Origin of the sequence: Xanthomonas arboricola pv. juglandis, assembly GCF_001013475.1 — a bacterium.
Classification (GTDB): Bacteria; Pseudomonadota; Gammaproteobacteria; order Xanthomonadales; family Xanthomonadaceae; genus Xanthomonas; species Xanthomonas arboricola.
Genome location: NZ_JZEF01000001.1, coordinates 276,415 through 288,272, shown reverse-complemented (window position 1 = coordinate 288,272; position 11,858 = coordinate 276,415). Strand labels below are relative to the sequence as shown.

Here is an 11,858-nt window from a genome sequence, read left to right as displayed (position 1 = left end):
CTTATCGCGCATGTGCTCGCTGACGCGCTTCCCAGGCGGCCAAGGCCTGCCGGTAGCGCGCCAGGTCCTCCGCGTACAGATCGTGCACGCACAACGGGCAACCGCTTTCGCAGCACTCGTTGGGCGCAGGCGGCTCGGGCGGCTGCGGGCGTGGATCGTGATCGGAAGCTGCGCGGTCGTGCATGCACGCATTGTAGCGTGCGCCATGGCTGCGCCTGGATGAACCACTGCGCGCAGCGTGCCAGGTCAGCGCCCCAGTCGCCGGCGCAGATTGGCCCGCGCTGCAGCGTCGCAGCGTGCATGGAAGTAGTCGCTCAGGAAGATGCGCGGACGCTCGAGCAGGCCGGCCAGAAAGCGCCTGCGGTTGAGCCGGAACAGCAGGCTGGGGACATGCCCACGGTATTCGGCGGCAATGCCCTCGTCATACGCATCGAACACCGCTGCCGGTGCGGCCAGGATCGCCATGTCGCAATCCAGGAACAACGCCGCCTCGGCGTCCACGTCCGCTGGCTGCAGTTGTCCGTGGCGTGCGGTGAGCAGAATCAGGCGCTGCACGCGCTGCAGATCCACCGACGCTTGCGGCCACCAGCGCGGGATGCAGTCCGTCGCCCAGTTGGCGGACTCCGCCTCGTTGTCGCTGCGTCCGGGCTGATACACCGCATCGTGAAACAGTACCGCCAGCCAGACCTCGACCGGCTGCTGCCAACCCGGCCCGGCGGCGACCTCGGCGTAGTGCTGCAGCAGCGCACGCACATGGCCGAAGTGGTGATAGGCGCGCGGTGGCGTGGCATAGGCCTGTTCGAGCGCGGCCAGGTGCTCGGGCTGCAGTGGCAGTGGTGTGGTGGTGGCATCCATGCACGCAGGCTACCGCGTACGCATCTGCCTGCACATCAGCGCAGCGCCCACTGCCCTTCGATCTGGTAACGCGACTGGCCCAGGAAGCTGCGCACCAGCGCGAACTCGCGCACCGTCCACGCCAGCGCATCGCAGCGCCGTTGCGGCAACGACTGGTTGCAATACAGCAGCGTCATATGCGGCGTGTACTGCGCGTCGCCGGCAATGCCCGCATGCGCCAGCTGCCGGCCCAGCGCGCCCTGCAGTTCGTACAGCCCGCGCACCTTGTCTTCGCCACGCAACACGCATGGCAGCTGCGAGCGCCGTCCACCAAAGGTGCCAACCCGATCGAACTCCACCTCGAACGCATCCAGCATCACGCGCTCGGCTGCCTGACTGGCGCGGCTCACCAGCGAAGGCGGCAAGCCGCCCGCGTAATCGCCCAGATGATGCAAGGTCACATGCAAGCGCTCGCGCGCCAGCGGCTTGCCGTCGACATGAGCACTGTGCAGCAGCCCATCGGCGATTGCCGCAGCGCGTTGGGCGGTGGTCGCATCGGCCATCACCGCAAAGAACAGCCGCTCGGTGGTCTTCTCCTCACCAAGGCCAAGCGACAACTGCGCCTCGGCCGAAGACAGGTACAGGAACTGATGTTTCATGGGCTGATTCCACGACCGCGTACGCGGACCTGCCGGAAGAAGGGCGGCGGATACTAGCAGACCAGATGCATGCGTGGCACGCATTCACCATCAATGCAAAAACGTGGAACGCGTACAGTGCGTGGAACAACAATCGCGCAGCTCTGACCACTTGCGACACAAAAAGAAACGGGCAGCTTGCGCTGCCCATTTCCGCCTTTATCGGTTCACTCCGCAAGCTGCATCACCTGGATGCGCCTGGGTCACGCGCGCAGCTTATGCAGCGCTCTTCATCGCATGCTTGCGGTTACGCATCACGTCGTGACATGCGCGCACTTCTGGCAGCAGACGCAGTGCGGCGTCGCGTGCAGCGGCCGGGGTGTCCTGGTCGGCGATGGTTTCGTCGAATGCCTTCAGCAGACGGTCTTCGGACTCTTCCAGTTCGGCAACGTAGCCATACTTGGTATCGCCCAACGTGGCGCGCACCTTACCGTAGAACTGCTGCATGCTGCCGACCATGGTGCCGCTGGTTTCCGGCTTGCCACCGACCGATGCAACCACACTGCTCAGATTGCTGACGATGTCGGACTTCACGCCGGCGATGCGGCGGAACAGCGTTGCAAGTTCCGCATCACCCACCTTGGCGGCTGCTTCTTCGTAGAAGTCCTTGCCGTCACGGGAAATGGCGATGAGGTCGTTGAGGCTATGCTCGGTCTTGCTCTGAATGCTCATGTGTCGCTCCTGGTTGCGATGGGCCAGCGCTGCGCAAGTTGTGGATGCGTTTGCGCTGGCTTTCGGGGATGAGGCAATCGATGTGCTGATTGCATGCCTTGGCGTTGTGTACGGCCTTAGCTTGGCGGGACACACATAATCGACATGTGAGTGATGTGGTGATTGTCCTCACGCGATCATGTAGGCAATGAATGGCGATTCATCGATGCCAAGAGCAGGTCAAACCTACTTCGGCTGCCGGCTCGCCCACATATTGTCAACCAGGTTGGGATAGGGACGACCGGCCTCCTCGGCGCGCTGCTTGGCAGCGGCCTTTTGGCTTGCGGTCAGCGGCGTGGAGGCGGATCTACCCTTGGGCTTGCCGCGCTTCCAGGGCGGTGGCGTGTATTCGGTCATGGCGCTGTACGGTCCGCTTGCAGTTGAGCATGCAGTCTCGACGTGCGCTCGTGAGTTGGCCGTGGATATGGCCTTGCGTCCGGTACGACCCAACGTCGCAACCAGCACGCCATCCGCCAGCCCTGCCACTCATCACTCCAACTGCAACAGGCAGTGCAGGCCGGCAGCGCCTCAGCAGCTCGCCAACGACGCGCGTTGGCGGCGCTCCTGCCAGACCGCCAGCGCGTACACCAGCAAGCCGCCCAGCGCAGTGGCCGCGCCCACGTAGCCGGTTGAGGTCCAGCCCCACCCGGCCGTGATCGCCATACCGCCCAGCCACGGGCCCAGCGCATTGGCGGTATTGAACGCGGCATGGTTGGACGCCGCTGCCAGGGTCTGCGCCTCCGCGGCCACATCCATCAGACGCGTCTGCAGTGCAGGTGCCAGTGCGCCCATGGTGCCGACCGCCACGATGGACACAAACACCCACAGGCCCGACTGCGCAGCCAACGGAAAGGTCAGCATCACCACCACCGACCACACCAGCAATACCGGCACCGCGCGGAACTGCATGCGGTCAAACAGCCAGCCGCCCAGGATGCTGCCGAGCACGCCGCCGACCCCGAACGCCACCATCGCCAGCGGGATCCGCGCCGGCGCCACGCCGGTCACCGCGGTCAGGGTGGGTGCCAGATAACTGAAGACGCAGAACATGCCGGAAAAACCCACCGCGCCGATCGCCAGGGCCAGCCATACCTGCGGCTGATTGAACGCGCGCAGCTCACGCAACGGCTGTTGCCGCGGTTCGTCCGGCGCAGGCGGCAGGCGCGCCGCCACTGCCGCAACCGTGCACAGCGCAAGCACCGACACCGCCGCGTAGGCCCACCGCCAGCTCACGATCTGGCCCAGCCAGGTCGCCAACGGATTGCCGACCAGCAAGGCGATGCTCAGGCCCAGCAACACCCGGCCCACCGCAGTGGCGCGTTGGTTGGGCGGGCTGATCGACGCGGCCACCAGTGACGCAACGCCGAAGTACGCGCCATGCGGCAAGCCGGCGATGAAACGGCACAGCAACATCATGTGATAGCTCGGCGCCAGTGCACTGGCGAGATTGCCCAGCGCGTAGAACACCATCAGCAGCAGCAACAAGGTGCGCCGCGGCCAGCGCGCGCCAATAATCGCCAGCAACGGTGCACCGACCACCACGCCCAGCGCATAGGCGCTGATCACGTGACCAACCTGCGGCTCGCTGATCTGCAGGCCCTGCGCAATCTGGGTCATCAGGCCCATGGTGGAAAATTCGCTGATGCCGATCGCAAAGCCGCCCATCGCCAACGCAAATAGGATCAGCACGTAATCGCGCCGTGACACGCGCGGCGTTGAAAGATCGGTATCGGACATGCCCGACTCCAGGATGACGGGGCGGCTTATTATTGTGCAACGCAGCAATCGACGAAAGCGCGGTGCCTGCTGCGATTCATCGCCAGGCCCCGGCACGTCACAGTCTGGCCGCTTTCGGCGCGCCAGGAGACGCTGTGTCCTATCGCTATCGCTCGAATCCGCTTTGCGCCGCCACCATCGCTAGGGGGCACTCGCGATCGGCGCGGTGTCGCGCCTGGCGCGTGATCCACACCCAATTGGTTGCTGATGTCCAAATCCACTGAATCCCCGTTGTTCTCCCCCGTGCGCCTGGGCGCGCTGGATCTTGCCAACCGCGTGATCATGGCGCCGCTGACGCGCAATCGCGCCGCCGCCGGGCAGGTGCCCTCGCCGCTCGCCGCCGAGTACTACGGCCAACGCGCCAGTGCCGGCCTGATCGTGGCCGAGGGCACGCAGATCAGCCCGCTGGGTCAGGGCTACCTGGATACGCCCGGCATCCATACCGCCGAGCAGGTCCAGGGCTGGCGTGCGGTCACCGATGAGGTGCATCGCCGTGGCGGCAAGATCGTGCTGCAGCTGTGGCATGTGGGCCGCGTCTCGCACACCAGCGTGCTGCCGCCGGGCGAATCGCCGGTGGCGCCCAGCGCCATCCGCGCCGAAGGCAAGACCTACACCAAGGACGGCTTCCAGGATGTCTCCGAGCCGCGTGCGCTGGCGCTGGACGAAATCCCCGCCCTGATCGAGGACTACCGCATCGCCGCGCGCAACGCCATCGATGCCGGTTTCGATGGTGTGGAAGTGCATGCGGCCAATGGCTACCTGCTCGACCAGTTCCTGCGTGACGGCTCCAACCGGCGCACCGACGCGTACGGCGGCGACATCGAAAACCGCACCCGCCTGCTGACCGAGGTGGTGCAGGCGATCGCCGACGAGATCGGCGCCGAACGCACCGGTGTGCGGCTGTCGCCGGTCACGCCGGTGTACGGCATGCACGACTCCGATCCGCAGCCGCTGTTCGAACGTGCGGTGGAGCGTCTCAACCTGATCGGCGGGCTGGCCTTCGTGCACGTGATCGAAGGCGCAACCGGCGGTGCGCGCGACAACGTCGCCTTCGACTATGCCGCGCTGCGCGCAAAGTTCGACGGCGCCTGGATCGCCAACAACAGCTACGACAAGGCGCTGTCCGACCACGCCATCAACAGCGGTTACGCCGATGCGATCGCCTTCGGCCGGCCGTTCATCGCCAACCCGGATCTGGTGCGTCGCCTGCGCGAGAACGCCCCGCTGGCCGAGCTCGACCAGGCCACCCTGTACGGCGGTGGTGCCAAGGGCTACACCGACTACCCCGCCCTGCCGAACTGAGCGCGGCTGCAAGACGCCTGCGCTCACCGCCAGGCAGGCGCGACCGATGTCTGGAATCGGGATGTACCACGCGTACATTCCGGTTCCTGCGCGCCGTCCGCACCCACCTGACGACTGATCGTTAGATTTTGTCAGTCGCTCCAAGTCTCGCCGCCACAGCGGCTGCGCTCGGCATCAAGCGAGCGCAGCTGCCGTACCGGATCGACCGGTCCGCACGCGCACGTTGGACCTGAGCACGTCGCCGGCCCGGCGTCTCGTGCAAGCGCGATACGCATCCCTTGCCCGATCGCCTAGCGCTAGGCGGCGGCCATCGTGCATCTGCCAACTCAATCTTTGAACCGGCGCGCAAGGCCAGGCGCTTGTGCGTGTGTTCGCCCCAGGCTCGGCGAATACGCAAACGCGTACACAGCACGCCCCCCTCGTAACGCGGATGCCTTCGCAACGTAGCCATCCCGGTAGCAACCACATGACGCGTACACCCGGCCCCGCTAGGATCGTGCACACACTGCTCTCTGGAATGCCGATGCGGCCCCTGCTCATTGCTGTTGTTTTCTGCACGCTGCTGATCTGCGGGCCAGCGCTTGCGGTGCCGTTCTGGGGCGCGCGCCAGTCCAGCCCTGCCGAAACGGCGCCGGCCGACCTCCAGCCGGGCGAATGGATCTGGGGCGGCGTCAGCAAGGGCTGGGGGCCGATGGCGGTGATTGTCAGCCTCACCGAGCAACGCGCGTATGCGTATCGCAACGGCATCCTGATCGGCGTTTCCACCATCAGCTCCGGCAAGCCCGGGCACGAGACACCGACCGGCGTGTTCACCATCCTGCAGAAGGACAAGGACCACCGCTCCAACCTCTACAACGCCGCGCCCATGCCGTATCAGCAACGCCTGACCTGGGACGGCGTGGCCCTGCACGCAGGCGGCCTGCCCGGTTACCCGGAATCGCATGGCTGCGTGCATCTGCCGTCGGAATTCGCGCGGCTGCTGTTCGACAATTCCAACATGGGCATGGTGGTGGTGGTTGCGCAGGCCGGCGTCGATGCGGACGCGGTGGTGCACCCCCGCGCGCTCAGCCCGATCGACCCGGCCACCGGTGCGCAGCGGGCATTGCTGCCGCTGCCCAACGGCCATAGCTTTGCGTGGCAGCCGGAGCTGGCACCTACCGGCCCGATCTCGATGCTGGTCAGCAGCAGCGATCAGCAACTGGTGGTGTATCGCAACGGCGTGGAAATCGGACGCGCGCAAGTGGCATTGCGCGCGCAGACCGGCGCCGCGCCGCTGGGCACGCAAGCGTTCATCGTCGGCCAAGGCTTCCTGCCTGGCGAAGTGCCCGGCTTGCCCGGTCAACGCATGCCCAACTGGATGCGCATCGGCATCCCCGGCAGCAGTGCCGCGGCAGGACAGGCCCTGGATGCCGACACCATCGCTCGGCTGCAGGTGCCGCCGGCATTCCTGGCCGGCCTGCTGCCGCTGCTGACGCCTGGTGTGGTGCTGGTGGCCACCGACCAACGCATCCTTCCCGAAACCACCGGCGGCAAGCTGCAGGTGCTGGATTCGGACCCGCCCGAGGCACCCTGAGCAACGAACTGCGCCGCGTTATCGCGGCGGCGAGTTGCAAGCTGCGCGTAAGCTCGCGCGCGCACATGCTTGCAGCCCGGGATCGGCATGCACTCGTATGCGCTGGCGGCCCGCCCGATGTTGTTGAGCGCCGCGACCCGACACGCGTTGCTGCGATTGTCAGCGCGACCTGCTTGGCAGATGATGCGGACATCCCTCATTGCCAAGGATGTGCGTGATGCGTTTACTCACTGCGGTTCTGCTCGGCAGCACGCTATTTGGTTACGCGTCCTCCACTGCAGCGGCCGAGCCGCTGCGCCCTGCCGCACCGAACGCCGAGTGCCTGGATGCGCGCAAGGTGACGGAGCTGCATCAAGCCGATCCGCGCACGCTGGCAGTGGCCGAACAGGGCGGGCGGCTGTTCCGCATCAGTCTCGCGCAGGACTGCCCGCAACTGGCCGCACGAGCGGATGCGAGCCTGCTGGCGGCGCACGGCTGGGTCTGCAACGGTGCGCCGGCATACGTGAGCTCGGGCCAGCAGCACTGCGCGGTCAGCCAGATCGCCACACTGAGTGCGCGCGAATACGCCAGTGCGGCACGACAACGCGACAGCGGCATTCCGACCCTGGACGGGGTCAGCGTGCGCGAAGCGCGCCGGCGTAATTTCGCCGGCTCGTCCAGCTACTGCTTCAATCCCAGCATGCTGCGTTCGTGGTCGGAAGACGGCCAGGGCCTGGTGGTGGAAGTCTCGCCACGTCACCCCGGCACGCATCGCCACTACCGTGTCGAACTGATGGACAGCTGCCGAGAACTCAGCGGCGCGCCGCCGATCCGCTTCGTCTCCGGCATGGGCCTGAATGCGATCTGCGGCAATCCCGGCGACAAGGTCGATGTGCTCGACGAAATGGCGCTTGCCGGCGCGGCTGCCGGATCCGGCCAGCAGGGCGACCTGAGCACCACGCGTGGCGGCCTGGCCGCGCGGATGCGCCAGAGTTGCACGGTGGCGGCGGTGTATCCGCGCGATTGAGCGACCCGCAACGCAAGAGCGCGCTTGCGCGCGATGAGGCGTTGGCGAGCATCCCTCATCGCGCGCAAGCGCGCTCCTACACACGCTGCAGGCTGTGCTGCTACCTCCGCAACAGCCTCAGGCCTTGCGCAGGAAACAGGTCTTCAGCACCAGGCCCTTGATCTTTTCTGAATTGCCTTCGATGTGCTCGGCATCGTCTTCGACCAGGCGGATGTTGCGGATCAGTGTGCCCTGCTTGAGCGGAATCGATGAGCCCTTGACCTTCAGGTCCTTGATCACGGTCACCGTGTCGCCGGCCTGCAACAGGTTGCCGTTGCTGTCGCGCACCACCGTCGCAGCCGCGGCGGACTCGCCCGCGCTCCATTCGAAGCCGCAGTCTGCGCAAATCAGCAACGCGCCATCGGCATAGGTATTGTCCAGGCCACATTGCGGGCAGGCGGGAACGGAAGACATGCGATTCCTAGGTTCAAAACGGGCGTGGATTGTAGCCTCCCGGCAGCGCGATCACGTCCCCGGCACGGCGCCGGCGCGATAGTGCAGAGCTTGTCGAATGCCCTGCAGGTCGCACGTGCCCAACCCATCGCTTCCCCAAGCCCCCGGCGCTGCGCCAGGATCCACCGCGCCTGCGGCTGGCGAACCGGGCGCGGCAAAGAAAACCGGCTCGCATCTGGTCGTCTATGTCGCGCTGGCCGGCAACCTTGCCATCGCGATCGCAAAATTCATCGCCGCAGGCATTTCGGGCAGCTCGGCGATGCTCAGCGAAGGCGTGCACTCGCTGGTGGACACCGTCAACGAAGTGTTGCTGCTGTACGGGCTGCGCCGCGCCGCGCAGGCCCCCTCGCCGACCCATCCGTTCGGCTACGGGCGTGAGCTGTACTTCTGGAGTTTCATCGTCGCGCTATTGGTCTTCGCGATGGGCGCAGGCGTGTCGCTGTACGAGGGCATCGTGCATCTGCGCAATCCCGAGCCGGCCAAGAGCCATCTGCTCGCCTACATCGTGCTCGGCGTGTCGATCGTGTTCGAAGGCATTTCCTGGGTGGTGGCGCTGCGCGAATTCCGCGCCAAGAAAGGCCGCATGGGGTATTTCCAGGCATTCCGGCAGAGCAAGGATCCCAGCACGTTCACCGTGCTGCTCGAAGACAGCGCCGCCTTGATCGGCCTGTTCATGGCGGTGCTTGGCCTGGCCGGCGCGCAGCTGCTGGACATGCCCGAACTCGATGGCATCGCCTCGATCGGCATCGCTTGCGTGCTGGCTTTTACCGCATTCCTGTTGGCGCGCGAAACCAAGGGCCTGCTGATCGGCGAACCCGCGCATGCGCACGTTACCGAATCGCTGCTGCGCATTGCCGCCAGCGATCCGGATGTGCGTGCCGCCAACGGCGTATTGACCATGCAGATGGGCCCGAACCAGGTGGTTGCTGCGTTGAGCGCCGAGTTCGAAGACAGCCGCACCACGCCACAGATCGAAGCCTGCGTCGGGCGCATCGAAGCGGCCGCCAAGCGTCAGCACCCCGAGCTCACCGCGCTGTTCATCAAGCCGCAGACGCCGGAAACCTGGCACGCACGCCGCGCCCAGATCGAACGTGGCGCAGAGAAGGATTAGCGCACGGCAGGCCGTGGAATGCGTGCATCGCCACGCGGCCAAACACCGCAGGTAACGCGCATCGATCGGCTCACCTTCGCATACCGGCGCATCGCGCAGCATTCAATTGCATCGCAGCGGTGACATCGTCACCACCAAGCTGATCCTCGCCCTAACCGCAGCCCCGGCTGCGGTTGCATCATCCGGGTCGATTGCCTACGGTATGCGGGCACCATCTCTTGGCGTCGTGAGTCAGCCGACGCATCCCACTCGATCACAAGTCATGGAGGTTTCCAATGGAAATCAGCCAGGGTCGCGTTGCGACCATTCATTACACCCTTTCCGACGACAGCGGCCAGGTCCTGGACCGTTCGACGCCGGACGCGCCATTGAACTATCTGCACGGCGCCGGCAACATCGTGCCCGGCTTGGAACAGGCGCTGGACGGCAAGCGCGTCGGCGAGACACTCACTGCCGATGTCGTGCCAGAACAGGGCTATGGCCCGCGCCATGAGCAGTTGATCCAGCAGGTGCCGCGCGAGGCGTTCCCGACCGATGTCGAGGTCGTGCCGGGTGTGCAGTTCGAGGCGCGCACCCAGCAGGGTCCGGTGCTGGTCACCGTCACCGAGGTCGGTCCGGAGCAGGTCACCGTCGACGGCAACCATCCGCTGGCCGGCCAGACTCTGCATTTCGCGGTCGAAGTCATCGAGGTGCGCGAAGCCACTACCGAAGAACTGAACGAAGGCCAGGTCGCCAGCGTCGCGGCCTGATCGGGTGCGCCGCGTGCCTGCGGGCATGCGGCAGTTCGGCTGCTGCGACGTCCGAACGCAGCGCGATGGGCGTCGCCGGCGGCAGAAGTAGTAAAGTGCGCGGCCCGCTCACAGGCCCGCTTGCATGAAACTCGGCATCGACTTCGGTACCAGCAACTCCGCCGCCGCGGCGATCGTCGATGGCCAGGTGGTCCCGGTGCGCTTCGGCGAGGCCTTGCAGTTCCGCACCACGGTGTATTTCCCCGAGACCATGCGCGACCCGGACGATTTCAGCCTGACCCCGGCGCTGGAATACGAGGTCGAACGGCTGATCGACTCCGGCCGTCGCGATGCCGCCGCGGCCGGCCGCACGTCCAGCAACGACAGCCTGCGCCGCGACGCGATCCGCATCGTGCGCCGCCAGTGGATGGAAGAGCAGGTGCGCGAGCCGCGCAGCTCCGCCGCCCTGCTGCAGAACGCGGTCTACGGCGACGACGCGCTGGATGCGTATTTCCTGGAAGGCGAAGGCAGCCTGGTGCAGAGCCCCAAATCGATGCTGGGCTACAACCTGCATCCGCGTGCGCGCCAGACCATCACCGGCATCGCCACGCACGTGCTGGAACACATCCGGCTCACCGCCTCGCGCCAGTTCGACATCAATATCCGCAGCGCCACGCTGGGCCGTCCGGTGCAGTTCCGCAGTTCCATCGGCGAGGCCGGCAACGCGCAGGCGCTGGAGATTCTGCAGACCGCCGCCATCGCGGCCGGCTTCGACAGCGTGGATTTCCTCGAAGAACCCGCAGCGGCCGCGATGCATTACCACGTCAGCCACGACAGCCGTCACGACACCGTGGTGGTGGACATCGGCGGCGGCACCACCGACATCGCCCATGCCAGCGTCGGCGGCAACGCCGCACCGCAGGTGCACCGCGCCTGGGGCATCGCGCGCGGCGGTACCGATATCGATCTGGCGCTGAGTCTGGCCGCCTACATGCCGCTGTTCGGCCGCGGCATCACCCGCGTGCCCACCCACCATTACGTGGAAGCGGCGATGGTGCAGGACATGACCCGCCAGCGCGAATTCCGCTTGCACAAGTACCAGGACGTCCCCGCCCCGTTCGACAAGCGCCTGCAGGCGCTGCAGGACACCGGCAACACCGCGCGCCTGTACCGCGGCGTGGAAGCCTGCAAGATCGCGCTCAGCGAGCGCGACCGGCACCAGGCCGGGCTGGACTTCATCGAACGCGGGCTGGAGGTGGAGGTGCAGGCCAGCGCGCTGGTTGCGTCCGCTTCCAGCTACCTGGGCGAACTGGAAGGCTTGCTTGCGCAGGTCCGTGCCGACCTGGACGCGCCGCCGGCCACGCTGTTCCTCACCGGCGGCATGTCGCGTGCCGGCTATATCCGCGACACGGTGGCAGCCGCGTTCCCGGAATCGCGCCTGGTGCAGGGCGATCCGTCCTTCGGCGTGGTGCAGGGCCTGGCCTGGGCGGCGGCCCGCCAGGCCCGTCTGTCGGACGGTTAAGGCAACGCGGGCGCCTATCCGTTACAATGCGCGGTTGCTGCATACCGCTTAGCCGGCTTGTCAGCAAGGCACGCTTGCCGTGCCGCCGCGATTGCGCACCGAACG

General features: G+C 66.3%; 13 protein-coding genes and 1 other RNA gene. 7 read left to right on the top strand and 7 right to left on the bottom strand.

Translation table 11 applies throughout. The annotated features are described in order from the left end of the window. Nucleotide 1: 1 nt before the first annotated feature. From XARJCFBP2528_RS01165 to XARJCFBP2528_RS01140, 6 genes are all read right to left on the bottom strand, one after another. Nucleotides 2-184 carry an oxidoreductase-like domain-containing protein gene (locus XARJCFBP2528_RS01165; protein WP_016903504.1) on the bottom strand — a complete coding sequence of 61 codons (183 nt, stop codon included), beginning with the start codon at nucleotides 182-184 and terminating at the stop codon, nucleotides 2-4. A 62-nt stretch (nucleotides 185-246) separates the two neighbouring features. Then, nucleotides 247-855 (bottom strand): HD domain-containing protein, encoded by a 609-nt coding sequence (locus XARJCFBP2528_RS01160; protein WP_016903503.1) that lies wholly within the window; start codon nucleotides 853-855, stop codon nucleotides 247-249. 35 nt (nucleotides 856-890) lie between these two features. Then, the gene (locus XARJCFBP2528_RS01155; RefSeq protein WP_016903502.1) at nucleotides 891-1,493 is read right to left on the bottom strand and encodes a 2'-5' RNA ligase family protein; all 603 of its coding nucleotides are present in this window, start codon (nucleotides 1,491-1,493) and stop codon (nucleotides 891-893) included. A 255-nt stretch (nucleotides 1,494-1,748) separates the two neighbouring features. Beyond that, nucleotides 1,749-2,204 (bottom strand): PA2169 family four-helix-bundle protein, encoded by a 456-nt coding sequence (locus XARJCFBP2528_RS01150; RefSeq protein WP_016903501.1) that lies wholly within the window; start codon nucleotides 2,202-2,204, stop codon nucleotides 1,749-1,751. Nucleotides 2,205-2,429: 225 nt separating this feature from the next. Beyond that, a complete protein-coding gene (locus tag XARJCFBP2528_RS23770; protein ID WP_016903500.1) occupies nucleotides 2,430-2,600 on the bottom strand; it encodes a hypothetical protein in 171 nt (56 codons plus the stop codon). A gap of 171 nt (nucleotides 2,601-2,771) precedes the next feature. Then, nucleotides 2,772-3,980, bottom strand: a complete 1,209-nt coding sequence (locus tag XARJCFBP2528_RS01140) for an MFS transporter (RefSeq protein WP_047124204.1) — start codon at nucleotides 3,978-3,980, stop codon at nucleotides 2,772-2,774. Nucleotides 3,981-4,226: 246 nt separating this feature from the next. On the opposite strand from XARJCFBP2528_RS01140, the gene XARJCFBP2528_RS01135 reads away from it, so the two are divergent. The 4 genes from XARJCFBP2528_RS01135 (at nucleotide 4,227) to XARJCFBP2528_RS21790 (ending at nucleotide 7,900) form a co-directional block, all read left to right on the top strand. After that, nucleotides 4,227-5,321, top strand: a complete 1,095-nt coding sequence (locus XARJCFBP2528_RS01135) for an alkene reductase (RefSeq protein WP_026064809.1) — start codon at nucleotides 4,227-4,229, stop codon at nucleotides 5,319-5,321. 61 nt (nucleotides 5,322-5,382) lie between these two features. Then, a non-coding RNA gene (locus XARJCFBP2528_RS21795) (sX9 sRNA) lies at nucleotides 5,383-5,458 on the top strand. Nucleotides 5,459-5,838: 380 nt separating this feature from the next. Next, nucleotides 5,839-6,894 (top strand): L,D-transpeptidase, encoded by a 1,056-nt coding sequence (locus XARJCFBP2528_RS01130; protein WP_026064810.1) that lies wholly within the window; start codon nucleotides 5,839-5,841, stop codon nucleotides 6,892-6,894. Nucleotides 6,895-7,111: 217 nt separating this feature from the next. Continuing rightward, nucleotides 7,112-7,900 carry a hypothetical protein gene (locus XARJCFBP2528_RS21790; protein WP_016904452.1) on the top strand — a complete coding sequence of 263 codons (789 nt, stop codon included), beginning with the start codon at nucleotides 7,112-7,114 and terminating at the stop codon, nucleotides 7,898-7,900. A 117-nt stretch (nucleotides 7,901-8,017) separates the two neighbouring features. On the opposite strand, the gene XARJCFBP2528_RS01120 is transcribed toward XARJCFBP2528_RS21790, so the two are convergent. Further along, nucleotides 8,018-8,353 (bottom strand): zinc ribbon domain-containing protein YjdM, encoded by a 336-nt coding sequence (locus XARJCFBP2528_RS01120; protein WP_016904453.1) that lies wholly within the window; start codon nucleotides 8,351-8,353, stop codon nucleotides 8,018-8,020. Nucleotides 8,354-8,450: 97 nt separating this feature from the next. Here XARJCFBP2528_RS01120 and XARJCFBP2528_RS01115 point away from each other — a divergent pair, with 97 nt between their 5' ends. The 3 genes from XARJCFBP2528_RS01115 to XARJCFBP2528_RS01105 all read left to right on the top strand — a co-directional run bounded on the left by XARJCFBP2528_RS01115 (nucleotide 8,451) and on the right by XARJCFBP2528_RS01105 (nucleotide 11,753). Further along, complete coding sequence (locus XARJCFBP2528_RS01115; RefSeq protein WP_024937999.1) at nucleotides 8,451-9,503, top strand: cation diffusion facilitator family transporter; 1,053 nt, start codon at nucleotides 8,451-8,453, stop codon at nucleotides 9,501-9,503. A gap of 275 nt (nucleotides 9,504-9,778) precedes the next feature. After that, the gene (locus tag XARJCFBP2528_RS01110; RefSeq protein WP_016904455.1) at nucleotides 9,779-10,252 is read left to right on the top strand and encodes an FKBP-type peptidyl-prolyl cis-trans isomerase; all 474 of its coding nucleotides are present in this window, start codon (nucleotides 9,779-9,781) and stop codon (nucleotides 10,250-10,252) included. A gap of 124 nt (nucleotides 10,253-10,376) precedes the next feature. Further along, entirely contained in the window at nucleotides 10,377-11,753 is a 1,377-nt protein-coding gene (locus XARJCFBP2528_RS01105) for an Hsp70 family protein (RefSeq protein ID WP_016904456.1), read from the top strand. Nucleotides 11,754-11,858 lie beyond the last annotated feature (105 nt).

What these genes read in the sequence shown, in the direction of transcription:
- XARJCFBP2528_RS01150 (WP_016903501.1), bottom strand. Translation starts at nt 2,204, where the DNA reads ATGAGCATTCAGAGCAAGACCGAGCATAGCCTCAACGACCTCATCGCC.
- XARJCFBP2528_RS01120 (WP_016904453.1), bottom strand. Translation starts at nt 8,353, where the DNA reads ATGTCTTCCGTTCCCGCCTGCCCGCAATGTGGCCTGGACAATACCTAT.
- XARJCFBP2528_RS01165 (WP_016903504.1), bottom strand. Translation starts at nt 184, where the DNA reads ATGCACGACCGCGCAGCTTCCGATCACGATCCACGCCCGCAGCCGCCC.
- XARJCFBP2528_RS01110 (WP_016904455.1), top strand. Translation starts at nt 9,779, where the DNA reads ATGGAAATCAGCCAGGGTCGCGTTGCGACCATTCATTACACCCTTTCC.
- XARJCFBP2528_RS01130 (WP_026064810.1), top strand. Translation starts at nt 5,839, where the DNA reads ATGCCGATGCGGCCCCTGCTCATTGCTGTTGTTTTCTGCACGCTGCTG.
- XARJCFBP2528_RS01105 (WP_016904456.1), top strand. Translation starts at nt 10,377, where the DNA reads ATGAAACTCGGCATCGACTTCGGTACCAGCAACTCCGCCGCCGCGGCG.
- XARJCFBP2528_RS23770 (WP_016903500.1), bottom strand. Translation starts at nt 2,600, where the DNA reads ATGACCGAATACACGCCACCGCCCTGGAAGCGCGGCAAGCCCAAGGGT.
- XARJCFBP2528_RS01135 (WP_026064809.1), top strand. Translation starts at nt 4,227, where the DNA reads ATGTCCAAATCCACTGAATCCCCGTTGTTCTCCCCCGTGCGCCTGGGC.
- XARJCFBP2528_RS01140 (WP_047124204.1), bottom strand. Translation starts at nt 3,980, where the DNA reads ATGTCCGATACCGATCTTTCAACGCCGCGCGTGTCACGGCGCGATTAC.
- XARJCFBP2528_RS01155 (WP_016903502.1), bottom strand. Translation starts at nt 1,493, where the DNA reads ATGAAACATCAGTTCCTGTACCTGTCTTCGGCCGAGGCGCAGTTGTCG.
- XARJCFBP2528_RS01160 (WP_016903503.1), bottom strand. Translation starts at nt 855, where the DNA reads ATGGATGCCACCACCACACCACTGCCACTGCAGCCCGAGCACCTGGCC.
- XARJCFBP2528_RS21790 (WP_016904452.1), top strand. Translation starts at nt 7,112, where the DNA reads ATGCGTTTACTCACTGCGGTTCTGCTCGGCAGCACGCTATTTGGTTAC.
- XARJCFBP2528_RS01115 (WP_024937999.1), top strand. Translation starts at nt 8,451, where the DNA reads ATGCCCTGCAGGTCGCACGTGCCCAACCCATCGCTTCCCCAAGCCCCC.